We start from the raw sequence: 25911 nt of genomic DNA on the forward strand, positions 1-25911 counted from the left end.
GGGCCGTGGCGCGCCCTCGCGGGATGAACTGCCGTTGCCGGGCCGGTCTTCGTCGGGAAGCCGGTCCGTCGTCCCCCTTGATCTCGTGGCGGAACGGGTCTGACATGACAGGATGTCTGACATCTCCACACGCCTCGATAGCCTGCTGGCGGCCCCTGCCGCCGTCGGCCCCTCCTACGCGGCCGATGGGCGGCTGTATTTCCTCTGCGATGCCGGCGGCTCGGCCCAGGTCTGGGAGCTTCCGGCCGATGGCGGCGCGGCGCGGCCCCGGAGCGCGCACCGGGATGCCGTGGCCTTCGTGGCGGGCAGCCCCGTGGATGGCGGGGCCGTCTTCGGGCGTGACCAAGCGGGCGATGAGCGTGTGCAGCTCTACCACCTCCCCGCGGAGGGTGAGCCACGGGCCCTGACGGCGGACCCCGGGACCATCCATGGCTGGGGCGCCTTCTCCCCGGACGGGACGCGGCTGGCCTGCACCGCCAATGGCCGAGACCCCGCCCATACCGACCCCTGTGTCATCGATCTGGCGACCGGCCGGATCACGCGCGTGCTGGAGGTGCAGGGGCCGCATGAACTGCCCGCCTGGCACCCCGATGGCCTGGCCATCATCCTCTCCACCGCGCCCGAGAGCTTCGAGAGCGATCTGATCAGCGTCGACCTGGGGAGTGGCGCGACCACGCCGCTGACGCCGCACGAGGGCAAGTGGCGGCATATGAAGCCCCAGTGGCGACAGGACGGCGCCGGCTTCTGGCTATTGACCGACCGCGGGCGGGATTTCCTCGGCCTGGCCTTCCAGGCTCCGGGCGGCACGCCTGAATTCCTCTTCACCCCCGATGCGGATGTGGAGCAGCTGGAGGTCTCGCCCGACCAGTCGCGCCTCGCCGTGGTGGTGAACGAGGCCGGCTATTCCCGCCTGCACATCCTGGATGCCCGCACCGGCGCCGTGCTGGAATCCCCCGCCTCTCCGCCGGGCGTCATCACCAAAATCACCTGGCATCCAGGCGGCACGACCCTGGCTTTCGACCTGGCCTGCCCGACGCGCCCCGGCACCATCTGGCAGCACCGCCTGGGCGAAGCCTCGTCCAGCCTGATCTTCGCTGCCAGCGACGCCCCGGCCGATCTGCGTGACTGGAGCCTCGTGCAGTTCCCCAGCAGCGACGGCCGCCAGCTGCCGGCCTTCCTGGCCTTGCCGGAAGGCGCGCCGCCGGCCGGTGGCTGGCCGGTGCTGGTCTGGGTGCATGGCGGCCCGGCCGCGCAGGCACTGCCCAACTGGCGGCCGGACCTGCAGATGGTCCTCTCCCTCGGCATCGCCGTGCTGGTGCCGAATGTCCGCGGCTCCACCGGCTATGGCCGCGACTATGCCGCGCTGGACGACCGCGAGAAGCGCCTGGACAGCGTGCGCGACCTGGCCAATGCCCATGCCTGGCTTTCGGCCGACGGCCGCTTCGACCATTCCCGCATCGCCATCATGGGCCAGAGCTATGGCGGCTGGATGGTGCTGGCCGCCGTGACCGAATACCCCGAGATCTGGGCCGCCGGCATCGACTATTACGGCATCGCCCGCTGGAAGACCTTCTTCGAGCGCACGGGGCCCTGGCGCGTTGGCCATCGCGCCGCCGAATACGGCGACCCCCTGCGGGACGCCGAGCTGCTGGAGCGCCTCTCGCCGCTGCACCGGGTCGACCGCATCCTCTGCCCGATGCTGGTGGCGCAGGGCATGACCGACCCGCGCGTGCCGCCCCATGAAAGCGAGCAGATCGTCGAGGCGCTGCGCCGGCGCGGCATCCCCGTGGACTACATCACCTTCCCCGACGAAGGACACGGCTTCCTCAAGCGCGACAACCGGCGACAGGTCTATCTGGGCGTGCTGCGCTTCCTGGCGCGCTACTTGCTTGGCGAAGCGGTGCCTTCCACCCAGGAGTCCCCACCATGAAGCGTAGAACCCTGCTGGGCGCCGCTGCCGGCGCCACGACCGCCGCAGTGCTTTCCAGGCCGGCGCTCTCCCAGGGAAAGGCGCGGGTCCTGCGCTTCGTGCCGGAAGGGAACCTCGCCAATCCCGATCCGGTCTGGACCACGACCACCATCGCCCGCAACCACGGCGCGATGATCTGGGACACGCTTTATGGCCTGAACAGCAGGTTCGAGCCGCAGCCGCAGATGGTGGCGGGGCACGAGCTTTCCGACGACCGGCTGACCTGGCGCTTCACCCTGCGCGAGGGCCTGCTTTTCCACGACGGGGAGCCGGTGCGGCCGGTCGACTGCATCACCAGCATCCAGCGCTGGGCGCGGCGCCGTCCTCTCGGGCAGACGCTGCTGGCCCGCACGGAGGAGATGCGGGCGCTGGACGATCGGCGCTTCGAGATCCGCCTCAACAAGCCTTACGGCCTGATGACGAATGCCCTTTCCGACACCTGCTTCATGATGCCGGAGCGGATCGCGCGGACCGATCCCTTCCAGCAGATCTCCGAATATGTCGGCAGCGGCCCCTATCGCTTCATCCGCGATGAATGGGTCTCCGGTTCCAAGGCCCTCTATACACGCTTCGACGCATACCAGCCGCGGGACGGGGCGCCGGATTTCCTCTCCGGCGGCAAGGTCGCGCATTTCGACCGGGTCGAATGGATCGTGATGCCGGATGCCTCGACCGCTGTCGGGGCGCTGCAGAATGGCGAGGTGGACTGGGTCCAGCGGCCGGATTTCGACCTTCTCCCCATGCTGCGCCGCATGCGGAACGTGCAGGTCGCGGTGAACGACAAGGTCGGCGTGATCGGCATGCTCGCGCTGAACCACCTGCACCCGCCCTTCGATAACCCAAAGGTGTCGCACGCCGTCCTGTCCTGCATCAACCAGGAGGATTTCATGGCCGCCGCCGTGGGCGCGGAGCCGGAGTTGTTCCGCATCCCCGCGGGCGTCTTCACCCCCGGCCTGCCGATGGCGAATGAAGTGGGGATAGAGGTGCTGACCGGGCCGCGCGACATCGCGCGCGGCCGGCAGATGATCCAGGAGAGTGGCTACAAGGGTGAGCCGGTCGTGCTGATGTCGCCGTCCGACTACCCGATCCAGGCGGCCTTCGCTCAGGTCACGGCGGATCTCTTCAAGCAGCTCGGCCTGAATGTGGAATATGCCAGCATGGACTGGGGTACTCTGGTGCAGCGGCGCACCAGCAAATCCCCGCCCGACAAGGGTGGCTGGAGCGCTTTCCCCACCACCTATGAGGGGCTGACGGTGGCAGATCCCTCCAGCCACGTGCCGCTGCGCGGCAATGGCGAGCAGGGCTGGTTCGGCTGGCCCACCAGCCCGCGCCTGGAGGCGCTGCGGGAGGAATGGCTCGACGCGCCGGACCGGGCGGAGCAGAGGCGTATCGCGGGCGAGATGCAGCGCATCGCCTTCGAGGAGGTGCCCTTCATCCCCCTCGGTCAGCTCTTCAATGCCACGGCCTTCCGCACGGATATCGTGGACATCGTGCCGGCGTCCTTCCCTATCTTCTGGAATGTGAAGCGGGCCTGAGAAGCGGGGAGGGGATGACGGGGCGGCCGTTCATCCCTTCCGCCCGTAGATGGCATAATCCTGCGGACCGAAGATCAGGTCGTTCAGCAGATTCTCGGCCGGTCCCTCCGCCCGCAGGCGCATCGCCTGCGGATAAGGATGCAGGCGGACGATCTCGGTCTGCGCGAAGCCGCGTTCCCGCACCAGCAAGGAGAGCACCTCCGGCATCAATGGCCGCATGTGGGTCGGGTCGAAGTGGAATGTGCGGCCGCCCACCATGAGGCTTTCCGGGTTGGGTGTCTCGAGCAACAGCAGGCCACCCTCGGCCAGGGCCCGCAGCGCCTCGTCGATCAATGTCACCATCACTTCCAGCGGCAGGTGCTCGACGAGATGGAAGGCGCTGACGCATCCCAGGCTGCCATCCGGCGCCGCCCGCAGCGCGGCGATCGCATCCTGCACCTGCGCCTGCAGGCCCAGCCCCGTGCAGAGCCCGACATTCACCGCATTGAGGTCGATGCCGCGTGCCTGCCGGCCCTCGTCGCGCAGCACCTCAAGCCATTCGCCGCGCCCGCAGCCCAGGTCGAGCACCGGCCGCGACGGCGCGCCGGCATCGGTCAGGCGCACGATGTCCAGGTGGGCCTGGAGGCGTTGCTTGATGTCTTCCCGCGTGCCGCGGAAGCGGTCCTCGAATTCCAGGAAGAAGGCATCCAGGTCAACCATGGGGACCGCCGGGGCAGGGGGCGCGGCAGGGGCTGGCGCGGCGACCGCGGCGGCACGCTCCAGCCGCTGCCGCCATAGCGCCATTTCGCTCACAAGCCGGCCGAGGCGGCGATCGAGCTGCTGGCCCTTGTCGCGTTCCGTCTCCAGGGCCGCCTGAAGCTCGCGGATCCGGTCCTCTATCTGCCGGCCCTGCACGGCCATCTCGATGCGGGCCAGGCGGGCCGAGGCATTCCCGCGGAGGCATTCGATGGCATCGTTCAGCGCCTTCATGGCACTGTCGGTCGCCTGGCTCTGGTCATGGGCCTGGGAGCGGATCAGGTCGATCTCCGCCCGCAGCCCCACCAGCACGGCATGGGCATCGCGCAGGGAAACCGCGAGTTCGCGATGCGCGTCTTCCATGGCCGTGACGCGGCGCCGGAGGGCCGCGATGTCCTGCATGACACGGGTGCTGGCATCGCGCGTGCCCTGCAGCTGCAGCAGGCTGCGGGCCCAGAGGAGACCCTGCCCCACAAGAGGAATACGGGCCAGGCTTTGCAGTCTGCTCATCGGGGCATTCTCTCCATAGGCACGCGGAAGCGGGATGGGATTGGCGGATAGCGGCACCGGGCCTTCTGCCCATACGCCCGCTGGCTGCGGAGCGACCATGCCGCCTGCCGGCGGGGAAGAGGGTGGCATGGCTCGCCTGCAGCGCATGAGATCGCGTTCCGCCTGCAGCCGGTTGGCCAGAACATCGTTCGGGAGGTCGGGATGTTTGCTGACCGGCCGGTTCATGGGGCTTATCCGTGTCGCGTTGTGAAGGATCGCGCGGTGCTAGCGCGGCGCGCGCATCAGGTCCCAGGCGTGGCGGGAGACCTGCTGCCACCGATGCGCGCCGATCCAGCGGGCCTGTGTCGCGGCGATGGCATCGATCTCCTCCCGCCGCTCGCCCCAGGAGGCGAGGAGCCCGGCCGCCAGGCTGTCCGGGTCGGTTCCGGGCAGACGGTAGGTGACGTCCATCACGTCATCGAAGATCGACAGGGGCGTCACGGCCACCGGGCGTCCGCTGGCCAGGCCCATGCGTACGGCCGCGCTGCTGGATTCCTGGGTGGACTGGTAGGCATAGACAATGCGGTCGGCCATGCCGAGCAGGCGGAGTATCTCCGCCTCCTCCCGGTAATCCGGGAGCAGGGTGATGTCGTCGCACAGGCCCAGTTCGGCGATCAGTGCCTTGCAGGCTTCATGCTCAGCGGCCGAGACCTCGGCCGGATACAGCGCATTGACCATCAGGAGATGCGGCGCCGGCAGGCCGGCGGCGGCGCATTGCCGCAGCAATGCCGGCATCGCCTGGATCATCTCCCGCAATCCCTTGTGGGGAAGCAGGTAGCCGAAGGTCGCGATGACCCTTCGCCCTTCCAACCCCGGCCAGGCCGGCGGCGTGGCGGTGCCCGGTGCCGCCGGGGCCTCCGGCGCGCCATGCGGGAAAAGCTGCACATTCTCCGTCAGCCCGAAGCCGCGCAGCCGCTCCAGATCCTCGATCCCATGCACCAGGAGCCGCGTGGCGCAGGCCAGGTCTTCCGCGATCTCGGCCAGCGAGATCCTCATGTCCGGGCGAAGGACATCGGCGGTGCTGTGCAGCACGACATAGCTGCGCTTCTTCTCCAGCGCACGCCGGCGCAGGATGCGGCCGAGCGCATCCAGCCGGAAGAAGCCGAAATTGAACTGGAAGACCGCCACGTCGTGAGGCGCCATGGCGTCCTCCAGGGCCTGCAGGTCATCCTGCCGGCCGGTGCGCCAGACCCGCTGGACGAACTCCTCGTCGGGGCCGAGAAGTGTGGCATCCGTATTGGCCAGCACCGTCAGCCGGCTGGCGGGAATGCCCGAGGCGAAGGATTTCGCGTAAGCGGCAATGCCGCAGCGGTTGTTCCAGCTCGTGGCCATGGCGACGGAGGGCGGCATCAACGACATGCTGTCCTCCGCCTCGACCTCCTCCACCGCCGCCCGTACGCGCTGCGCGACCCGGTCCCAGGTGAAATCCCGCTTCAGCAGCGCCTCCGCCGCGCCCAGGCGCGGAGCCAGATCCTCTGGCGCTGCGCCGGCGACTTCGCGCATGCAGGCGACCAGATGCGGCAGGCTGGGCTCGGCCCAGGCCGAATTGAAGACGCCAAGATGGCTTCTGGCCGCGACCAGGCGATAATCTACCAGCCAGGCCGTGGCTGGTGTGCAGAAGGAAAGCTGCCCGCCCCATCCCGTGGTGATCACCGGTCGTCGGGCCAGCATCGCCTCCGCCAGCGGCAGGCCGAAGCCCTCTGCCCTGGCCGGCGCGACGAAGGCGTCGCAGATGGCGAAAAGGCCGCGCAGCGTGGCGGTGGGCAGGTCTTCCTCGATCAGCACCACGGGGCGCAGCGCCGGCTGGCACGCCTGCAACTCCTCCAGCTGCTGCCGGATCTGGTGCGGCACGCCGGGCGAGGTCTTGATGACCAGGCTGGCATCGCGGCCCGTCCCGGCCGAGAACTCGGCCCATGCCTTCAACAGCACATCCACGCCCTTACGGGGCAGGGCCGAGGAGACGTGCAGGAAACGGAACCCGGGCGCCCGCCCGGCCAGCAGCGCCTCCGCCGCGGCGAGGTCCGGTGCCGCACCCCGCTGCAGATGATCGGTGCCATTGCCGACAACGCGCACCGGCAGATGCACGCCGGCATCTCGCAGCACCTTCGCCACATGCGCGGAGGTGACGGTGATCAGGTCCAGATTGCGGTTGAAGGCTTCCGCGTGGAAGCGGGGGAAGCCGCTCTCTTCCCAGGCGTAGCAGGCGAGGCCGCGCAGACCGGCCGGCCTGATGCCTTCCACATAGGGGGGGTAAAGGTTCCGCAACACGACGGAGGTATCGTCTCCGGCGATGTCAGACGCCTCCACCATGCGCGCGGCGACATCCGGAAGCGCCACGAGTTCCTCGGGAGCCGGCGGGAAATCGCCGCTGCCGCCCTCGGTGGAGCGGAAGGCCACTGGCTCGCCTGCCCGCGTGAGCGCCAGGCCGAGTTCCCGGTTGACGATGGCCAGGCTGTAGGAGGAGGTGATGGGCCCTTCGATGCGGTAGCCGGGCCGCGGCACCGGTACGGGTTCCGGTTCCGGCAGCGCGATGCCATGGCCCAGCTGGCCCAGGAAATCCGCCAGTCCCCGCAGCAGCTGCGGCCGCTCGAAGCGCGCCAGGTTGCGCCATTGCGCTTCCACAATGCGGCGGCGCAGCAGGGGTTCGTCCAGCACGGCCGAAATCGCCGCGGAAACGGTATCGGGATCCTTGCTCTGCAGTATCAGGCCGCCCTGACCCAATGTCTCCCGCACAGCGCCCGCATCATAGGCCAATACGGGAATGCGATGCAGGCTGGCTTCCAGGAGCGGGATGCAGAAGCCTTCATGCTCGCTCAGGCAGACGAAGGCATCTGCCCGCGCATAGATACCGGCCAACGCCTCGTCGCTGATCTTGCCATGAAGATGCACGTGATCGGCGACGCCCGCCTGCCGCGCGGCCCGTTCCAGCAGGGCGCGGTAGTCCGCATCTCCTCCTCCAACGAGGTCGAGGTGGAGCGGCGCCGCGCGGTAAGCGGTGAGCCGTGTCAGGGCCTCGATCAGGTCATGCTGGCATTTGTGCGGAGACAGCCGCCCGACGAAGAGCAGGCGTTGCGGCAGAGGCTCCTGCTTGAGCCCGCGTGCGGGATAGGGGCACGCCAGGCTTCGGGCACGCTGCCGCAGCATGTCCAGATCCGCCAAAATGGGCAGCACCGCCATCGGCTGCCGCCCGAAGCCGAAACCGGCCTCCCGCAACTCGTCCAGACTGAAGGTCGAATTCGCGAAGCAGCCGGAGAACATGCCCTCCTGCACAGCCCAATGACTCAGCTGCTGCCTTCCGAGGTCCAGCACCCGCGCCAGCTCTGGGCTGCTGGCGAAGAAGCGGCTCGGCGTGATATTATGATAGACCAGCACCCGAGGACATGTGACCGCCCCAAGCCAGGCCAGCACTGCCGGGCTTATTCCGATGGAATGATGCACCAGCAGCAGTTCGTCCGGGCCGGCCAGGGCACCAGGGTGACGCAGATAGGGATGCAGCTCGCCCGCCAGCGCGGCATCCGGATGCTCGACAAAGATCTCGGACTCAAACCCGAGGTCGCGCAGCAACTGCCGGGTCAGCAGCATCCCGTTGGTAATGCCATCCGCCACACTGGACCCGGAGTGGAACTGATGGACCGCACGCAAGCCTGAAGCCATCTTTGGGCACGAATCCGTCGGTGAGAAGAGCGCTTGGCGCCCTTGAGTTAGCGTTCCCGCATGGAGCGCCCGACAGCGTGAAGCACGGGGTCCATGAAGTAGCGGAGGGCGGTACGTGCCCGGGTCTGGATGATGGCCTCCGCGGGCATCCCTGGGAGCAGACGATATGCGTGCAGCGCCCCGGCACTATCCTCATCAAGCATGACGCGCACTTTATAATACGGCGCGCCCGTCCGCTCGTCCAGCAGGCGGTCCGCCGAGATCTGCCGAACGGTGCCGGTCAGCGTCGGCAGGTCGCGCTGCGGCAGGGCCGAGAAGCGAAGCGTGGCGATCTGGTCCAGCTGAACGCTCTCGATATCCTGGACCTGCACGGAGACATCGACCGTGAGGGCGTCATTCTCCGGCACGATCTGCAACAGGGTGCGCCCCGGCGCCACGACCCCACCGACCGTATTGGCGGTCATCCCGACGACAACGCCATCGGTTGGCGCACGCAGCTCCAGCCGGTTGACCACGTCCTGGGCACCGACGCTGCGTTCCTGCAACTCGGCCAGCCTGGTCTGCGCCTCCTGCATCTGGCGCGCCACATCCTCCTGGAAGGTCCGGACCTGCTGCACGATCTGCAACTCGGCCTCGCCGATCGCCTGCCGGGTGCGGGCGACCGTGGCCAGATGCTCGCCGCGTTCGCCTTCCAGGCGCGCGAGCTCACGCTGCAGTGCCAGCGCCCTGGTACGCGGTGCAAAGCCACCGCGCAGAAGCTCCTCCACACCACGCAACTCGTCGCTGATCAGGGCGATCTGCCGCGTGCGCGCCTTCTCCTGCGCCATCAGGCCGGTAATCTGCTGATCAAGCTGCGCGATCCGCTGGCGCAGGATATTGACCTGCCCGGCGAGCGAGGCGCGGCGGGTATCGAAGAGCGACTTCTGCCCATCGATGATGTCACGCAGCCCGGCATCGGTGACAGCACGCTGCGTGATCCCGGGGTCCAGCTCGATGACCGGCCGGCCGATCTGCTCTGCACGCAGGCGGGAGACCAGAACCGACATGGCATCGATTTGGTTCTTCAGGACAGCAAGCGCCGATGTCGCCCGGGTCGGATCAAGCCGCATCAGCACGTCTCCGGCCGCCACCCTGCTGCCATCCCGCACCAGGATCTCGTGGATGATGCCGCCGTCGAGATGCTGCAGGTCGTGCCGGTTCGTCTCCACCACCACGGCGCCGGACGCGACGACGGCACTGTTGAGCGGCGCCATCGCTGCCCAGCCACCGAAGCCTCCGAAGGCCAGGGCGATGACGGTGAAGCCGATGAGCGCCGGGCCACGCACGGAAATGGGCGCCGCGGGCAGTGGCGGCATGGAGCCGGGAAGGGAAGCTGCGACTGACATGTTCATGCCGCTCCTGCAACGGCGTGGTACGGGGCTGCGCGGCTGGCGCGAGAGAACCTGGCGGTTGCCTCCGCCTGGGTGCCATAGAAGGCCACGGAGCCCGCCTGGAGGATCAGCACGTAATCAACATGCAGGATCAGGTTGGAACGATGGGTGATGGCGACCACCGTCTTGCCGGCCGCGCGCAGCTGCTGCATGGCGGCGACCAGGGCCGCATCGCCCTGCTCGTCGAGATTGGCGTTGGGTTCATCCAGCACGCACAGGGCGGGGCTGCCGTAGAGCGCGCGGGCCAGGCCGACCCTCTGCCTCTGCCCACCCGAAAGCCGGCCCCCATTCTCGCCGACCTGCGTGTCATAGCCATCCGGCAGGGCGAGAATCATCTCATGCGCCCCCGCGGCCCTGGCGGCCGCGATCACCTTCTCGCTCTCGATCTCGGAGAGCCGCGCGATATTCTCCGCCACGGTCCCTTCGAACAGTTCGACGCTCTGCGGCAGGTAGCCGATATGCGGGCCGAGATCGGCCGGCTTCCAGTTCCGCAGGTCGGCGCCGTCCAGGCGCACCTCCCCGCTTTCCAGCGGCCAGACGCCGAGCATGACGCGCGCCAGGGTCGACTTGCCAGCGCCGCTGGCACCCAGGACTGCCAGGGTGCTGCCGGCCGGCAGATCGAAGCTGATCCCCTTCAGTGTCGGCACCTTGCCGCCCGGCGGCTTGGCGGTGACGCTCCGCAGCGACAGATGACCGGACGGGGCAGGCAGGCGCATGCTCTCGGCCGTCTCCCCCTGCACCTGCAACAGGGTCTCCAGGCGCTGCCAGGCAAGCCGGAAATTCACCAGATTAGCCCATTGGCCGATCAGCATCTCGATCGGCGCCAGAGCCTTGGCGCCGATGATGGAGGCGGCGAACATCATGCCCGGAGAGATGCGGCCCTCGATCGCCAGCATGGCGCCGGTGCCGAGCATGGCCGACTGCAGCACGATGCGGACCGTCTTGCTGACGGAACTCAGGCTGCCGGCCCAATCGCTGGCCGTGCTTTGCAGGGCGAGATACTGCCGGTGACGGAGCAGCCAGCGCCCTCTCACGGCCGGCAGCATGCCCATCGCGGCGAGGGATTCGGTGTTACGCAGGCTGGCCTCGGTGAAGCCCATCGCCGCCGCGTTCTCGGCCGACGCCGCTTCCAGCCGCCGCCGCGAAACCCTTTCGCTCAACAGCGTCAGGCCCACGAGAATAACCCCGCCGCCGACGGTCAGGAAACCCAGCAAGGGGTGAACGAGGAACAGGAAGATCAGGAAGATCGGCGACCAGGGTGCGTCGAAGAATGCGAAGAGGCCCTGTCCCGCCACGAAGTTCCGCAGCGTGGCGAGGTCGGCCAGCGGGCGGGCCCGCTGGCCCTGTCCGCCCTGCAGATATTGCGTGAACAGCTTGTCGAAGACGGTCTCGGACAGGATGCCGTCGATGCGTGCGCTGATCCGCACCAGGATCCGCGACCGCACGGCTTCGAGCAGGCACATTACCAGGAAGGCACCCAGCATGACCACGCTGAGCATCAACAAGGTGGTTTCGCTGCGGCTCGCCAGGACCCGGTCATAGACCTGCATCATGTAGAGCGGTGATGCCAGCAGAAGGAGGTTGATCACGAGGCTGAAGAACGCCGCCGCGATCAAGGCTTTCCGGCACCGGCGCAAGGCAAGTTGCAGAAGAGAGGGACCTGACGGCGTGGAAGAAGTGGAGCCGGTAGATTGCATCGTCACCCAAGATCTCCATCGCCGGCCAGGGCACGAGGGCCGATGACATCAAACATGATTCAGTTCCAGAACGCCCAGTAGCGTCACGTCGTAATTGTCCGAGACATTCAATGTCACGTCTGTCCCGCTCGCCATGACCGAGGAAAACATGGACGCGCTCAGGGAGCTGTCCTCCACCATGGCGACGCCAGGGCCGATCAGAAAGACGGAGGCCTTCGCCTGGGGTGCATCGAAGAAGAGGACGCGCTGCACGTCCTTGAGAAAGGGATTGCTCTGGAAGGCATCGCGCATCATCGCGAAGTCGGCCGTGCTGAAATGCACCCGGGTATCTTCGGCGCGCAAGTAGGCTTCCAGGCGGCCGAACAGAACAGACGCCTCGTCATCCGCGCTCCGAATGAGCGACCCTGTCGGTGCCGCCGGGAACGTGCTTCCAGGGGATGATTCGGGAAGCTCCGGAGGGGCGGTTCCGCCAGTCCCCGCTGCCGCCCTGGCGATGTCTTCAGCCACGGCTTCCGGGTCGAGAATCCTGGCGTGATCATTCGTGATGACGCCGAGGGTGCTTGCCACCTTTTCCTTCGCTGCCCCCCAGTGCTGATAAGCGGGGTTCGCCATGGATGCATCGAAGCTCGCCAGGGCGTCGAATACCGTGAGCGCGCTGGCGGCCGCGGGCTGGGAGATGCCGGAGGCCGGCGCGCTGACTGCTGGACCCAGCGCCGGGACGTCGCGCGGTTCCATGGCGTGCGTCGCCACGAAGCCACTGACGGACGCGGCGGCGAACGGTGCGCCACTGCCCTTCAGAACGTCATGCGGGACAACAGCCGGAGGGGAGGCGGAATGGACCTCGTCCTGTGGCGGAAGGGCTGTTTCGGTCGTCGTGTTCACTTGCGGCCTGTCGTCCAGAAGAGCCACGACGGGCAGGGCTTCCGGCAAGGCCGGCGCCTGAGGCTGATGGGCCTGCGCCTCCGCCACGGCCGACCCCGAGGCCACTGGCACCCGGAAGGACATGTTCAGCGGCGGCGGTGCCGGGGCTGGTGCCATACCTGCTCCCGCGGCCGACGACGTGACGGCATGCTCTGCCGGGGCGGCCGGGGGCGGCAGGATCACCGCCTGCGCCTCCGCCACCAGCGGCGGGTTCAACCCCGCGGGCCATGCGGAGGGCACCTGGCCGGACAGTGCGTCCGCCACATGGCCCTCATGCCAGATGAAATCCTGGTCGGACAGGAACCAGACCATGGCGCTGCCGCCGGCCACCGAGGCCGCGGCCAGCATGGTGGCGACATTCTGCAGCACTGGCGCGACATCCTGCACCGATTGCACGGAACGCGGTGCCCGCGCTGACGGGCGCTCCAGATCCATCGCCAGATGGGACGCCCCCCCCTCTGGCACCACCGGCGCCACATGGGCCTGGTGCGGCCCGGCGGCCAGGTCCGTGACATAGGGATGACTGTCCTGGCCCAGCTCCGCGGCATGGGCCGGGGCGGAGCCTGCCATATCCAGCGCATAGGCTGTGGCGATCAGCGCAGCCAGCGCCGCCAGGGGATGCAGCAGCACATGCGGGCCCATCCGGCGGCCCGGCAGCATCATCGGCCGCACCTTCAGGACCGCATCGACGACATGGCGCAGCGTCGCGCCGCGCATCACCAGGTTATAAGGCTCGCTGGCAACGACATAGACACCCTGTTCCAGCGCGATATGCACAAGCACATCCTGCGTGTCGTTGCGGAGGACCGCCATCCAGGGGTCGCCCTCGTCGCTATGCCCCGTCTCCAGGGAGGTCGAGAGGCCGGACTGGGCCAGCAGGCCGATGACCCGGTAGCATTCCGCGAGGTCGCTTTGTGCCCAGTGGCGCAGTCTGGGTTCCGGCTGCGGCGGCAGCTGGCGTGCCCTGAAAGGAAGGATATGCGCTGACATAATGGTTACGCCTGAGGGGCGTTGTCTTCAAAAAGGATCTGGTAGGTCACGGGGTCGTAGAAGCGCATCAGTTCCCGCACGAAAACCTTCGGCTCGGCGCCGATGGCGCCGGCCCAGGCGATGTAGCGGTCCGGTGGAATGCGGCCACGGCCGGATTCCACCTGCGAGATGAAGGTGTAGTAGTCGACGCCGATCATCTGGGCCAACTGGCGCTGCGAGAGACCCGCGCGTTCCCGCTGCTCACGCAGCCATTCACCCGCCTCACGACGAAGGCGTCGAACGTCGGCATCGCCGCCCTGTTGTGGATGGGTATACATCGGTTTCTCCGTACTGCCTGATGCGCCGCGTCAGATAAACAACCGCAGGTATAATGCCCGCCCTGGTGCTTGTCGCACAAGGAAAGTCTTGCGACAGCAGAACAGGTTTTTGGTTTTATGGGCTTTGGCGGATGCCCTGAATGCCCGCCTGTCCACGGTTTTCCGTCCGGGCCGATGGGCGAGACGACCGCAGTTTTTCGTCGCGAAAGAACCCGCCACGGCCGGAGCCATGGCAGGCCTTTCAGTTGGCCGCGGCAGGACGATCCTGCCGCGCCCGGATCAAGCGGTCAGGACGTCGCCGGTGAGGCTGAAGGTGGTCACGCCGACCAGCTGGACCAGCCCGTCGAGATCATCGAGGCCGTTGCTGAACTCATTGTCGTTCACCAGCACATAGGTGCTATCGCCGAAGGCAAAGGCAACCGACTTGCCGTCGACGTTGTCGAGGTCCAGAAGGTAGTCCAAGGCAGCCACCAGGTCTTCCGCTGCGGCGGCCCGGGCCTGCTGCGTGCCGGTCAGCTCCGCGAAGGTCGCGCCGAGGAAAGCCACGGTTTCGCCAGCGGCGAGATCGGTAACCTTCGTGGCAGCTTCCACCAACGCGGCGGCGTCCTCCAGGTCCACATCCCCCAGCTGCATCCCGGCGATCATGAACTTGTCCGCGCCAGCGCCGCCGCTGATGCTGTGCACGCCATCGCCCATCACCGTGATCACGTCGTTGCCGGCTCCACCGGACACGGTATGATTGCCGTTGCCATAGACATTCAGGGTATCGTTGCCGTTACCGCCACCGACCGTGTGGTTGCCTTCGCCCATGACTGTGATGTCATCAGCGCCGTCACCGCCATCGACCGTCTGGTTGCCGTCGCCCATGACTGTGATGTCGTCAGCGCCGTCACCGCCATTCACCGTGTTGTTGGCATCGGCATAGACCGACAGCTCGTCGTCGCCAGCGCCGCCGTCGAGCGTGACGGCCTTATCGGAGTACAGCGTGATGTCGTCAGCGCCCGAACCGCCTGTGACGGTTGCGGCCTTGGTCAGGGTGGCGCCCTCCAGCGTCAGCGCGCCGGTCAGCGTGGAAGCGTCGATTACGGTGACACCGTCGTCACTATTGTACAGATTCAGTGCCGCGGAGCCGGAGATGTTCAGCGCCGTGTAGTCGCCCTCGGCAACGTCCACCCAGCTGGTCGTGCCGCTGGTCTTGATGTTCAGCCTCTCGATACCCTCGGCGGTGAAAATGCCGCCGTCGTTGCTGTCCAGCAGCAGGGTCGCGGCGTCATTCTTGCCAGACACGCCTGTGAAATTCACGGTCAGGCTGCTGCCCCCGCTGGAGCTCATGCCAACGATCACGCTGGTGTCGATGCCCACCACCTCCACGTCGCGCGAGGAGGTCGTGCGGTTGACGATCTGTTCGATGCCGGTGCTGTTGCTGGCGTCGAAGGTCACCGTGCCCCTGCTTGCCCCCGAGGTGATGTTCACCACCTCAACGTTCCGCAGCATGGGGGCCACCGTGCTGGGAACCAGGAAGGCGCCGCCCACGACGGCGTTCAGGGTGTCACGGCCAGCGCCGCCATCGATCACGTCGCCGTCGCCCAGATGGCCGCCGGACATGGCGCGGATGGTGTCGTCGCCCGCGGTCGTCCTGGTGCTCGCGGTATCGCCCGCCGGGGACAGGTAGTCATTGCCCGAGGTCAGGGTGAGGATGGCACCCGGGGTGCCGGTGCCGGCCTTCGCGGCGGCGACCAGTTCGGCGGCCAGGGCCTTGGAGGTGTCCACCGTGGTGGGATCGGCGGTCACGCCGCTCAGCACGGCCGTGGCGTCGTCACGGTCGCCTTCCAGCGTCCAGGGGGCCTGCTGGGTCACGACCTGGTCGGTGTAGAAGGCGGCGGCCTCGACCTTGTTGGCGACGATCGTCGCATCGTCGCCCTGGGCGCCGTTGATGATGTCCAGGATCACCTGGCCGACCGAGCGGCCAGAGGCGAGCTGGCCCTGCCAGTAGGTCATGCCCTCGGCATCGGGCGCGCGGTTGAACAGGTTCTGGTAGACCTGGGTGATGAAGCCGGCGGACGAAGCGATATTCGGCAGCGCCAGATACGGATAGTTCGTGGTGGCTTCCGTCTGCACCGCGAAGGAGCGGGCGATGTCAGCCAGCTGCATGCCAGCGTTTTCCTGGCCCACCCAGTAGTTCAGGCCCGCCGGATCAGCAGCGCGGCCAAAGTATCCGATATAAAGCTGGGTAATCGTCGCGACTGACATGGTGTTCCCCTTCTGAAGCCTGAGAAGACTTGGTCACCCAGAACTTCGGTTAACAATAAAGCACAAGCATACGCAGCCTGAAGCAGGCCCATATCCGCTCAAGGGGGATGGTCCAATTGCCACGATCACGCTGCCGTGCAGTGACCTACATACCCCTCGCCATTTCGTTGCCGCAAGAGAGTTTTATCGTAAGGAGAGATTAAATTGAGTCTAACGGCGCAAAAATTGAGTCTAACGAATTAACGATGAGTGAAGTTTTGTGCGGGTGCGAAAAGATGGAACTTAGTACTGCGGGGCAACGGTATGGGGGACCCATCTCCTCGCGGAGTAAGGTGCTGATAAGAAACGACATGGGGTTACTTCAGGAAATAGGGATGCCCCGACCGGCTCGACAGGTCCGGGGGTTGCCGGCAAGCTGCTGCCGCGGATTCCGAGAGGCGCCATGACCACCCTGCCGACACAAGCTTTTGCCCTGCCCGGCGGCAGTGCCCCGCGCCGGCGCGGCTATCTGCGGCGCCCGGATTGCCGCGTGTATTACGAGGCGACCGGCAGCGGGCCGGCACTGGTCTTTGCCCATGGCCTGGGTGGAAACCACATGTCCTGGTGGCAGCAGGTAGCGCATTTCGCCGCGACGCATTGCTGCGTCACCTTCAGCCACCGTGGCTTCGCGCCCTCCGACACCCCGCCGGGCGGGCCGGAACCGGCCGCCTATGCCGGGGACCTCGAGGCCCTGATCGCGCATCTGGAGCTCAAGGACCCGGTTGTGATCGGCCAGTCCATGGGAGGATGGACAGGCATCGACCTGGCGCTCTCACGGCCCGGCCTTCTGAAGGCGTTGGTGCTCTCGGCCACCTCCGGCCCGATCGATCCGCGGCAGACAGGGGCCGCCGGCGCGGCCGCCTTCGCGGCCTGGTCGGAACATGCGGCGGAGGCCCTGCGGGAGGGGGCCATGCGCGGTATCCATCCCGCCATCGGCCTGCGCGCCGCCGAGGAGCAGCCGGCGCTGCATTTCCTCTACCGCGCCATCGACGAACTGAGCGCCGAACTCGACAAGGAAACATTGCGCCGCCGCCTGATCGCGGGCCGCACCCGTCCTGCCAGCGATCTTTCCGGCATCACCATTCCGACGCTCTGGATCACGGGCGCCGAGGATGTGGTCTTCCCGTCGCCCGTCGCGCCCTATATGGCGGCGGCGATGCCCCATGCGCGGCATATCAGCGTCGAGAAGGCTGGCCATTCGCCTTATTTCGAACGCCCGGCAACCTTCAACACCCAGCTCGCGGCGTTCCTGGCCAGTCTCTCCTATGATCGGGACTCATAACCAGTAGCTGACGATGGCGGCGAGTTGGACGGCGGCCAGGAAGTTGGTGGCCAGCTTGTCGTATCGGGTGGCGACGCGGCGGAAGTCCTTGAGGCGGCAGAACATGCGCTCAATGGCATTGCGCCCGTGATAGAGGAAGGGGCTGAAGCAGCACTTCCAGAGCTGGTTCCGCTTCGACGGAATGTTGGGCACCGCGCCCTGGCTCTATCACTACCTGGGCATTTTGTTTGCGTATGATCTGATGGTGTGCGACGCCTCCTGCTGGAGGCGACGATGATGACGAGCATCCTTGGTGGTGGAGCAGATCTGGATCGCTGGCTAGCGCCGTTCCTGGAGGTTCTGGGGCGCAAGACCCGCCGCACCTGGGCACCGCTCTACCTGCGGGGTCTGCTCGGACCCGGCGAGCGCAAGAGCCTGCAGCCGATGGCCGCCCGGCTTGGCTTGGGCGGCCACGACCAGCTGCAGCACTTCATCGCCAGCCCCGCCTGGGATGATGCGCCGCTGTGGTCGGTGCTGGCGCAGCAGGCCGACAAGCTGGTCGGCGGTCCGCAGGCTTGGCTGGTGATCGATGACACGGCGCTGCCTAAGAAAGGCACGATGTCAGTCGGCGTGCTGCCGCAGTACTGCGGCCAACTCGGCAAGAAGGCCAATTGCCAATCGCTGGTGTCGCTCACCCTGGCACAGGGCGAGGTGCCTGTTCCGGTCGGTCTACGGCTGTTCCTGCCGGAGAAGTGGACCGATGACCCTGCACGCTGTGCCCAGGCAGGCGTGCCGGAGGCGGCGATGGCGCCGCGAACCAAGGCCGAAATCGCACTGGACGAACTCGACCGGCTGAGGGCGGCGGGCGTGCGTTCGGCACTGTGCTGGCCGATGCGGGCTATGGCGCAAGTGCGGCGTTCCGGCAGGGCCTGGATGCTCGGGATCTGCGCTGGGCGGTGGGCATCCCGCGCAACCAGAAGGTCTACAGCGCCGCCGTGCAGCTGGTGCCGCCGCAGGGACGGGCTCGTAAGCCAGTGCCGAACGAAGAGCCAGCAGAGGCGGAGAGGGTGTTGGCCTCGCAAACCTGGCGCCGCATCGCCTGGCGGCAGGGTACCAAGGGCGCATTGGCGGCCCGGTTCGCCGCGGCGCGCATCCGGGTGGGCGACGGCGCGGTTTGGGGCAACAACCGGCATCTGCCGGGTGATGAAGCCTGGCTGGTCGGCGAATGGCGCTCTAGCGGCGAGCGGAAGTACTATCTGAGCAACCTGTCCGCCGACACACCGCTGCGGGCGCTGGCGGCCACCATCAAAGGACGCTGGATCTGCGAACAGGCGCACCAGCAGCTGAAGCAGGAACTCGGGCTCGGCCACTTCGAGGGACGGTCCTGGACAGGCCTGCACCGACACGCGTTGATGAGCTGCATCGCCTGTGCCTACCTGCAGCACCTCCGCCTCGCCGCGCACCGCCGGACGAGGCGGGGGGAAAATGCGGCCCCCAATGCCGGGCCCGCCACCCTCACCAAGCCTGCCCGCCGTGCGACGCGCCATTCTCGACCGCCTGTTCAGCCATCTCGTCACGCCGATCCGATGTCCGCACTGCCGACGCAGGTTCCTGTCACCTCATCATAAAATGCCCAGGTAGTGATAGAGGTTGTTATGGACCTCTGGGCTGGTAACGACCAGGTTGCGGGGCATGAGTTCCCGCAAGCCGTATCCATCCGATGTATCTGATGAAGAATGGGCGCTGGTCGCGCCCTATCTGACGCTCTTGCCGGAGCAGGCTGGGCAGCGGGAGCATCCCCTGCGCGAAGTGTTCAACGGCTTGCGCTACGTGGTGAAGACCGGCGCGCCCTGGCGCTGGATGCCGAATGACCTGCCACCCTGGGCGGCGGTGTACCAGCAGACGCAGCGCTGGCTGACGGCAGGCTGCTTCGAGGCACTGGCCGAGGACCTCCGCACCGTGCTGCGGCTAGCTGCCGGACGGAAGGCGCAGCCCACCGCTGCCATCCTGGACAGCCGGACCTTGCGCTCCACGCCAGAGAGCGGCGAGCGGGCGGGCTACGATGGCGCCAAGCGCAAGAAGGGTTCCAAGCTGCACCTGGCGGTGGACACGCTGGGGCATCTGCTGGCGCTGCACGTTACGCCTGCCAGTGCCGACGACCGCGCTGAGGTTGGGCGGCTTGCCCAAGCCGTGCAGGCCTCGACGGGCCAGAGCGTCGATCTGGCCTATGTCGACCAGGGCTATACCGGCCAGAAGGCGGCCGACGCTGCCAAGGCGCATGGCATCGAGTTGGAGGTGATCAAGCTGCCGGAGGCCAAGCGCGGCTTTGTGCTGCTGCCGCGACGCTGGGTGGTGGAACGCTCCTTTGCTTGGGCTACTCGCTTCCGCCGTTTGGTGAAGGACTATGAGCGCTATGCCAGCACCCTTGCCGACCTGCACCTCGTCGCCTTCACGTGCATCATGCTCAAGCAGGCTGCTCAACTGGCCGCAGGTCCATAACAACCTCTATCACTACCTGGGCATTTTATGATGAGGTGACAGGAACCTGCGTCGGCAGTGCGGACATCGGATCGGCGTGACGAGATGGCTGAACAGGCGGTCGAGAATGGCGCGTCGCACGGCGGGCAGGCTTGGTGAGGGTGGCGGGCCCGGCATTGGGGGCCGCATTTTCCCCCCGCCTCGTCCGGCGGTGCGCGGCGAGGCGGAGGTGCTGCAGGTAGGCACAGGCGATGCAGCTCATCAACGCGTGTCGGTGCAGGCCTGTCCAGGACCGTCCCTCGAAGTGGCCGAGCCCGAGTTCCTGCTTCAGCTGCTGGTGCGCCTGTTCGCAGATCCAGCGTCCTTTGATGGTGGCCGCCAGCGCCCGCAGCGGTGTGTCGGCGGACAGGTTGCTCAGATAGTACTTCCGCTCGCCGCTAGAGCGCCATTCGCCGACCAGCCAGGCTTCATCACCCGGCAGATGCCGGTTGTTGCCCCAAACCGCGCCGTCGCCCACCCGGATGCGCGCCGCGGCGAACCGGGCCGCCAATGCGCCCTTGGTACCCTGCCGCCAGGCGATGCGGCGCCAGGTTTGCGAGGCCAACACCCTCTCCGCCTCTGCTGGCTCTTCGTTCGGCACTGGCTTACGAGCCCGTCCCTGCGGCGGCACCAGCTGCACGGCGGCGCTGTAGACCTTCTGGTTGCGCGGGATGCCCACCGCCCAGCGCAGATCCCGAGCATCCAGGCCCTGCCGGAACGCCGCACTTGCGCCATAGCCCGCATCGGCCAGCACAGTGCCGAACCGCACGCCCGCCGCCCTCAGCCGGTCGAGTTCGTCCAGTGCGATTTCGGCCTTGGTTCGCGGCGCCATCGCCGCCTCCGGCACGCCTGCCTGGGCACAGCGTGCAGGGTCATCGGTCCACTTCTCCGGCAGGAACAGCCGTAGACCGACCGGAACAGGCACCTCGCCCTGTGCCAGGGTGAGCGACACCAGCGATTGGCAATTGGCCTTCTTGCCGAGTTGGCCGCAGTACTGCGGCAGCACGCCGACTGACATCGTGCCTTTCTTAGGCAGCGCCGTGTCATCGATCACCAGCCAAGCCTGCGGACCGCCGACCAGCTTGTCGGCCTGCTGCGCCAGCACCGACCACAGCGGCGCATCATCCCAGGCGGGGCTGGCGATGAAGTGCTGCAGCTGGTCGTGGCCGCCCAAGCCAAGCCGGGCGGCCATCGGCTGCAGGCTCTTGCGCTCGCCGGGTCCGAGCAGACCCCGCAGGTAGAGCGGTGCCCAGGTGCGGCGGGTCTTGCGCCCCAGAACCTCCAGGAACGGCGCTAGCCAGCGATCCAGATCTGCTCCACCACCAAGGATGCTCGTCATCATCGTCGCCTCCAGCAGGAGGCGTCGCACACCATCAGATCATACGCAAACAAAATGCCCAGGTAGTGATAGATCTGCTGACGGACAGCATTGGTGTCAGAGGCACGATCGGCCATGACCAGGCTGCTGGTTGGCAGGCTCCGCACCAGAACCTCGGCAGCGCGACAATCGGCAGCTTGTCCTGGCGTCAGCACGAAGGCGAGCGGACGGCCCAGCTCATCACTCAGGGCGTGGATCTTGGTGGTGCGGCCGCCGCGGCTGATACCAAGCGGAGACCTCGAATTACCCGTCCCTGCGCAGCTTTCGCGAACAGGATCGTCGTCTCAGGCTGTGACGTGCCCCCTGCTGACCCCGGCTGGGTCACCGGCTTTGGACGACGGGTGCCACTTTCGTGGGCGCCGTCGGGTTATGCGGGCGCAGTTCGGGTGCTGAGCCAGGCGAGGCGGGTGAAGTTGTAGGCCGGGTTGGCCATGCCGATCTTCACCTGCGCCCGGGCCAGGCCGACGGTGCGCACGAACAATGCCATACGATGCTTCTGCGCGGCGAAAACATGCTCAATGCCGGAGCGAATTCGGGCACGTGAAGCATTGGCCTTCGCCTGCTGCTCGGAGAGCCCACGCCTTGGCGTTCGACGGAACTGAATGCGCTCGGCCAGCCCCCGCTGCTCCAGCACCTCCGGATTGCACCCGGTGCGATAGGCCGTGTCGGCCCAAACGCGGGAGGCGGTGTTCTTGGTATCCAGAAGGGTTGGAAAGCTTCGGCTGTCATGCTGAGCGGCATCGGTGACCATCCAGCGGCGGATCAACCCGTGCCGTCGGTCGATGCCGATATGGCTCTTGTAGCCGAAGATCGGCACCGCGATCGGGATGGCCTGGCGCGGCGCGCCTTCTGATTTGGGCTTGGCCCTGCCGCGCTTGAGTGTCCAGCGTGCATCGCAATCCTTCTGCGCCCGCTTGGCGCGAGACCAGCCCGCTGGGATGCTGCCTTCCCGGATGGCGGTCTTCTCCTCCAGGGGGAGCTTTTTGGGCGGCGATGATCTGCCCGCCCGTGCCCAGATAGTCCTTGCTGGCGAGCACCTCATCGAAGCGGCGGAACAGCCCGTCCATGGCACCGGCCTGCTTGAGCTGCTCGCGATAGAGCCAGATCGTCTTGGCGTCCGACACCGCCTGGTGCAGCCCGAGGCCGGCAAAGCGCATGAAGGACAGACGATCCTGCAGCTGGAATTCGGCCTGCTCCCCGGAGAGGCTGTAGAGAGCCTGCAGCGCCAGGATGCGGAACATCAGCACCGCATCATAGGGCGGACACCCGCCGCGGCTGCGGTCCGACCGCGCCAGCGCCGCATCCAGCACCGGACGGAAGACCTCGAAATCGACCACGGCCGCAAGGCGCTCCAACGGATCGCCCGCGGCGGAACGTGCCGCATACCGCTCATCAACATCAAAGAAGCCAGGCTGCCCCGCCATTGCCTCTGCCAACCGCGGCCAGTGAATCAGCTCAGCGCCTCAACCGCGAGGCTTCTAGAGGCGTCCAACTGCTTGAGCCGACTCACCTTGCCCAGCTTCAGACCGCCATACTCCGATCGCCAGCGATAGTAGGTCGCCTCTGTGACCCCGATCATCAGGGCGCCCTCGGCCACCCTCTTTCCTTGCGCCACCAGAACCTCAACCTGGCGTGGGTGGCTACGATCTCTTCCGGCTTGTGCTGCCTCTTCGCCATCTCCGCCTCCTCTCCGCGTCCCGCTCATCTCACGTCAGCGGCGGTCCACTTTTGAGGCAAGTCAGGCCTTCGCCCGAGACGCCTCCTCCGGCTGGGGAAAGGGGGAGGCCGGGAGAAGGGCGGCAGCCGGTGCCTGCTCCTCATAGTGTGGAAACTTCCACATTATACTCTTTCCATATACTCTTTCCATGCCATCATGGCGGCATGGCCAGACGTAAGCCCACCGCCCCAGGAAAGGCCGCCCGGCACGCCGCGATCCTGGAGGCGCTTTCCACCGACCCCACTGTGCGGATCAGCCAGTTGGCGGATGATTTTGACGTCTCCGCCGAGACGGTGCGCCGTGACGTGGAGGAGCTTTCCGCCCGCGGCATGGTGCGGCGGACCTATGGCGGCGCCTCCACCGCAGCGAGCCAGCCCGTGCTGGGCGAGCGCGAGCGCATCCAGGTGGCGGAGCGGGCGCGCATCGGCCGCGCCGCCGCCGCCCTTGTGCCGGAGGAAGCCGTGGTGATGCTGGACGCCGGAAGCACGACCACGCATTTCGCCCGTGCCCTGGCCCGCCGTGAGATCCGCGCCACGCTGCTGACAAACAGCCTGGACGCGGCCCTTGCCGCCGGCGCCTGCCCGACATTGCGCGTCGTCATCGCGCCGGGCGAGCTGAGCCTGGCCGAGCGGGGCGTCTATGGCCCGGAGACGGCGGCCTTTCTGCGGCGCTTCCATGTGGACATGGCGGTGATCGGCGCCTCCGGGCTGACCGAAGAAGGCCCCTGCGAGGCAGAAAGCCGCGCGGCCTGGGTCAAGCGCGCCATGCTCGAACGCGCCGGGCGCCGACTGTTGCTGGTGGATTCCCGGAAATTCGGCGCCGCATTCCTCGAATGCGTCTCTCCCCTGCAGGGGCTGACCGACCTGGTCACCGAGGCTGCCCCGGCCGGACCCCTGGCGACGGCGCTGGGGCAGGCGCGGGTCGCGGTGAGGATCGCCGGGGAAGACTGAGGCTATCCGCCGGATTTGTGTTTGACCCTCCACATGAAAAGGTGGAATGTCGGGCACGCAAAATGAGACAAAACTCTGGAAACGCCATGCCGCAGCCCTTGGCCGCCGCGCAGGCTTCGCGCCTCGCCACGATTCGCTATGTGCTGACTGATATCGACGACACCCTGACGACCGATGGCCGCCTGCCGGCCCGAGCTTATGCGGCGCTGGAGGCGCTTGATGCGGCGGGCATCGCCGTCATCCCCGTCACCGGGCGGCCCGCCGGCTGGTGCGATGCCATTGCCCGGCAATGGCCCGTGGCCGCCGTGGTGGGCGAGAACGGCGCCCTCTGGTACGCCATGGACCGCGGGGCCCGGCGCATGCGGCGCTGGCAGGCACAGCCCGAGGCCGAGCGCCTCCGTGGCCATGGCCGGCTGATGGCCCTCGCCGGCGAGGTGCTGCGCGCCGTGCCCGGCAGCGCGCTTTCCGCCGACCAGCCCTTCCGGCTTTTCGATGTCGCCATCGACTTCTGCGAGGATGCGGGGCCGCTCGGCCTCGAGGCGGCGGAACGCATCGCCGCCATTTTCGCTGAGGGGGGCGCGCAGGCCAAGATCTCCTCCATCCATGTGAATGCCTGGATCGGCGCCTGGGACAAGCGCGCCGGGATCGAGGCCCTCTTCGCCGCCCGTTTCGCGCCATTGGAGGCGCTGGAGGACCAGGTCGCCTTCATTGGCGACAGCGGCAATGACGCGCCCCTCTTCGCTGCCATAGGCTGCTCCGTGGGCGTGGCCAATGTCGCCCCCTTCCTGGCCGGCATGGAGACGCCCCCTGCCTTTATGACCCGTGCCGAAGGCGGCGCGGGCTTCGCGGAATTCGCTGACGCGCTGCTCAAGGCGCGCGGCTTTACTCTGGAGGAGAACGCCGCATGAAGACCCTTTCGCCCCTCAGCGCCATCCCGGCCCTGACCCTTCCCGCCCTGGCCCTGCTGGCGCTCTCCGCCCTGCCGGCGCCCGCCGCGGCTCAGGAATCCTGCGCCTTCCGTGGCGCGCTCGATGAAGGCTATTGCGACGCCAACCGGGACATGGTGGCCGATGCGCCGACCGACGCCTCGAAGCTGCGCGATCCCTCGACCATCGTCTTCACCTATACCCCGGTCGAGGACCCGGCGCTCTATGCCAGCCAGTTCAAGCCCTTCCTCGATCACCTGACGCAGTGCACCGGCAAGCGCGCGGTCTATTTCCAGGTGACCTCGAACGCCGCGCAGGTCGAGGCGATGCGCTCCGGGCGCCTCCATGTGGCGGGCTTCTCCACCGGCCCCACGGCCTTCGCCGTCAACCTCGCGGGCGCCGTGCCCTTCGCCGTGAAGGGCGATGCCGATGGCTTCGAGAGCTACCGTGTGGCCATGCTGGTCAAGGCGGACAGCCCCTACAAGACGCTCGCCGACCTGAAGGGCAAGCGCGTGGCCCATACCTCGGCCACCTCCAATTCCGGCAACCTCGCCCCGCGCGCCTTCTTTCCTGGCCTGGGGCTGACGCCGGACAAGGACTATCAGGTGGTCTATTCCGGCGGCCATGACCGCAGCGTGATGGGCGTGAATGCCGGCGACTACGATGCCGCGCCGGTCGCCTCCGATGTCTGGAACCGCATGGTGCAACGCGGCCAGGTGAAGCGCGACGCCTTCCGCGTCATCTGGGAGAGCGAGCCCTTCCCGACCAGCGGCTTCGCCGTCGCGCACGACCTGAAGCCCGAACTGTCCACCAAGATCCGCGAGTGCTTCCTCTCCTACCGCTTCCCGGAGCAGATGGCGAAGGATCTCGGCGGCAATGACCGCTTCTGGCCGGCCACCTATGCCGAGCAATGGGCGCCCGTGCGCGCCGTGGCCGATGCGGTGAACGCGCCCTACAACCGCGCCGCCTTCGACGCGGAAAGCCGCAAGGAGCTGGAGGCCGAGGCCCGCAAGCGCGCCCAGCAGCAGCCCGCTGCCCCCACCCACGTCGCGCCGACAAAGTAAAAGGCCGCGAAG

17 protein-coding genes and 3 pseudogenes are annotated in these 25911 nt (G+C 67.3%); 8 read left to right on the top strand and 12 right to left on the bottom strand.

Annotated features, from left to right (window positions below):
- The first annotated feature begins 112 nt into the window (after positions 1–112).
- A complete protein-coding gene (locus IAI58_RS17370; RefSeq protein WP_207450388.1) occupies positions 113–1930 on the top strand; it encodes a S9 family peptidase in 1818 nt (605 codons plus the stop codon).
- On the top strand, positions 1927–3504 hold the full coding sequence (locus tag IAI58_RS17375) for an ABC transporter substrate-binding protein (protein WP_207450390.1): 1578 nt from the start codon (positions 1927–1929) through the stop codon (positions 3502–3504). The genes IAI58_RS17370 and IAI58_RS17375 overlap by 4 nt, the downstream gene beginning before the upstream one ends.
- 30 nt (positions 3505–3534) lie before the next feature.
- Here IAI58_RS17375 and IAI58_RS17380 read toward each other — a convergent pair whose 3' ends face one another.
- The 7 genes from IAI58_RS17380 to IAI58_RS17410 form a co-directional block, all read right to left on the bottom strand.
- Positions 3535–4749, bottom strand: coding sequence for a methyltransferase domain-containing protein (locus IAI58_RS17380; RefSeq protein WP_207450392.1), 1215 nt, complete (start codon positions 4747–4749; stop codon positions 3535–3537).
- A 264-nt stretch (positions 4750–5013) separates the two neighbouring features.
- Positions 5014–8370, bottom strand: a complete 3357-nt coding sequence (locus tag IAI58_RS17385) for a glycosyltransferase family 4 protein (RefSeq protein WP_208776115.1) — start codon at positions 8368–8370, stop codon at positions 5014–5016.
- Between the two features lie 119 nt (positions 8371–8489).
- Entirely contained in the window at positions 8490–9827 is a 1338-nt protein-coding gene (locus tag IAI58_RS17390) for an HlyD family type I secretion periplasmic adaptor subunit (protein WP_207450396.1), read from the bottom strand.
- A gap of 2 nt (positions 9828–9829) precedes the next feature.
- Positions 9830–11569, bottom strand: coding sequence for a type I secretion system permease/ATPase (locus tag IAI58_RS17395; protein WP_207450405.1), 1740 nt, complete (start codon positions 11567–11569; stop codon positions 9830–9832).
- A 48-nt stretch (positions 11570–11617) separates the two neighbouring features.
- The gene (locus IAI58_RS17400) at positions 11618–13480 is read right to left on the bottom strand and encodes a hypothetical protein (RefSeq protein WP_207450398.1); all 1863 of its coding nucleotides are present in this window, start codon (positions 13478–13480) and stop codon (positions 11618–11620) included.
- A gap of 5 nt (positions 13481–13485) precedes the next feature.
- On the bottom strand, positions 13486–13797 hold the full coding sequence (locus IAI58_RS17405) for a helix-turn-helix domain-containing protein (protein ID WP_207450400.1): 312 nt from the start codon (positions 13795–13797) through the stop codon (positions 13486–13488).
- Between the two features lie 279 nt (positions 13798–14076).
- The gene (locus IAI58_RS17410; RefSeq protein ID WP_207450402.1) at positions 14077–16047 is read right to left on the bottom strand and encodes a DUF4214 domain-containing protein; all 1971 of its coding nucleotides are present in this window, start codon (positions 16045–16047) and stop codon (positions 14077–14079) included.
- Positions 16048–16489: 442 nt separating this feature from the next.
- Between IAI58_RS17410 and IAI58_RS17415 the strand changes: the two genes are divergently transcribed.
- Entirely contained in the window at positions 16490–17368 is an 879-nt protein-coding gene (locus tag IAI58_RS17415; protein WP_207450403.1) for an alpha/beta fold hydrolase, read from the top strand.
- Here the strand turns inward: IAI58_RS17415 and IAI58_RS17420 are convergent.
- A pseudogene (locus tag IAI58_RS17420) lies at positions 17363–17566 on the bottom strand (IS5/IS1182 family transposase); the annotation flags it as partial. The gene IAI58_RS17415 and the pseudogene IAI58_RS17420 overlap by 6 nt on opposite strands.
- Before the next feature lie 78 nt (positions 17567–17644).
- Here IAI58_RS17420 and IAI58_RS17425 point away from each other — a divergent pair.
- Positions 17645–18975, top strand: a pseudogene (locus IAI58_RS17425) (IS701 family transposase).
- A 64-nt stretch (positions 18976–19039) separates the two neighbouring features.
- Positions 19040–19846: an IS5 family transposase gene (locus IAI58_RS17430; RefSeq protein WP_208775912.1), complete on the top strand. Its 807-nt coding sequence runs from the start codon at positions 19040–19042 to the stop codon at positions 19844–19846.
- 25 nt (positions 19847–19871) lie between these two features.
- On the opposite strand, the gene IAI58_RS17435 is transcribed toward IAI58_RS17430, so the two are convergent.
- From IAI58_RS17435 to IAI58_RS23110, 4 genes and pseudogenes are all read right to left on the bottom strand, one after another.
- Positions 19872–21203, bottom strand: a complete 1332-nt coding sequence (locus tag IAI58_RS17435; RefSeq protein WP_208776159.1) for an IS701 family transposase — start codon at positions 21201–21203, stop codon at positions 19872–19874.
- On the bottom strand, positions 21203–21466 hold the full coding sequence (locus IAI58_RS23530) for a transposase (RefSeq protein WP_207451208.1): 264 nt from the start codon (positions 21464–21466) through the stop codon (positions 21203–21205). The genes IAI58_RS17435 and IAI58_RS23530 overlap by 1 nt, the downstream gene beginning before the upstream one ends.
- A gap of 143 nt (positions 21467–21609) precedes the next feature.
- A pseudogene (locus IAI58_RS17445) lies at positions 21610–22666 on the bottom strand (IS5 family transposase).
- 26 nt (positions 22667–22692) lie between these two features.
- Positions 22693–22947, bottom strand: coding sequence for a transposase (locus IAI58_RS23110; protein WP_408906221.1), 255 nt, complete (start codon positions 22945–22947; stop codon positions 22693–22695).
- A 176-nt stretch (positions 22948–23123) separates the two neighbouring features.
- On the opposite strand from IAI58_RS23110, the gene IAI58_RS17455 reads away from it, so the two are divergent.
- The 3 genes from IAI58_RS17455 (at position 23124) to phnD (ending at position 25899) form a co-directional block, all read left to right on the top strand.
- Positions 23124–23909 carry a DeoR/GlpR family DNA-binding transcription regulator gene (locus IAI58_RS17455; protein WP_207451189.1) on the top strand — a complete coding sequence of 262 codons (786 nt, stop codon included), beginning with the start codon at positions 23124–23126 and terminating at the stop codon, positions 23907–23909.
- Positions 23910–23995: 86 nt separating this feature from the next.
- Positions 23996–24817 carry an HAD-IIB family hydrolase gene (locus IAI58_RS17460; RefSeq protein ID WP_208776117.1) on the top strand — a complete coding sequence of 274 codons (822 nt, stop codon included), beginning with the start codon at positions 23996–23998 and terminating at the stop codon, positions 24815–24817.
- Positions 24814–25899, top strand: a complete 1086-nt coding sequence (phnD, locus tag IAI58_RS17465) for a phosphate/phosphite/phosphonate ABC transporter substrate-binding protein (protein WP_207451193.1) — start codon at positions 24814–24816, stop codon at positions 25897–25899. The genes IAI58_RS17460 and phnD overlap by 4 nt, the downstream gene beginning before the upstream one ends.
- Positions 25900–25911: the final 12 nt, after the last annotated feature.

It is taken from the genome of Roseomonas marmotae (assembly GCF_017654485.1).
GTDB classification, from domain to species: Bacteria; Pseudomonadota; Alphaproteobacteria; order Acetobacterales; family Acetobacteraceae; genus Pseudoroseomonas; species Pseudoroseomonas marmotae.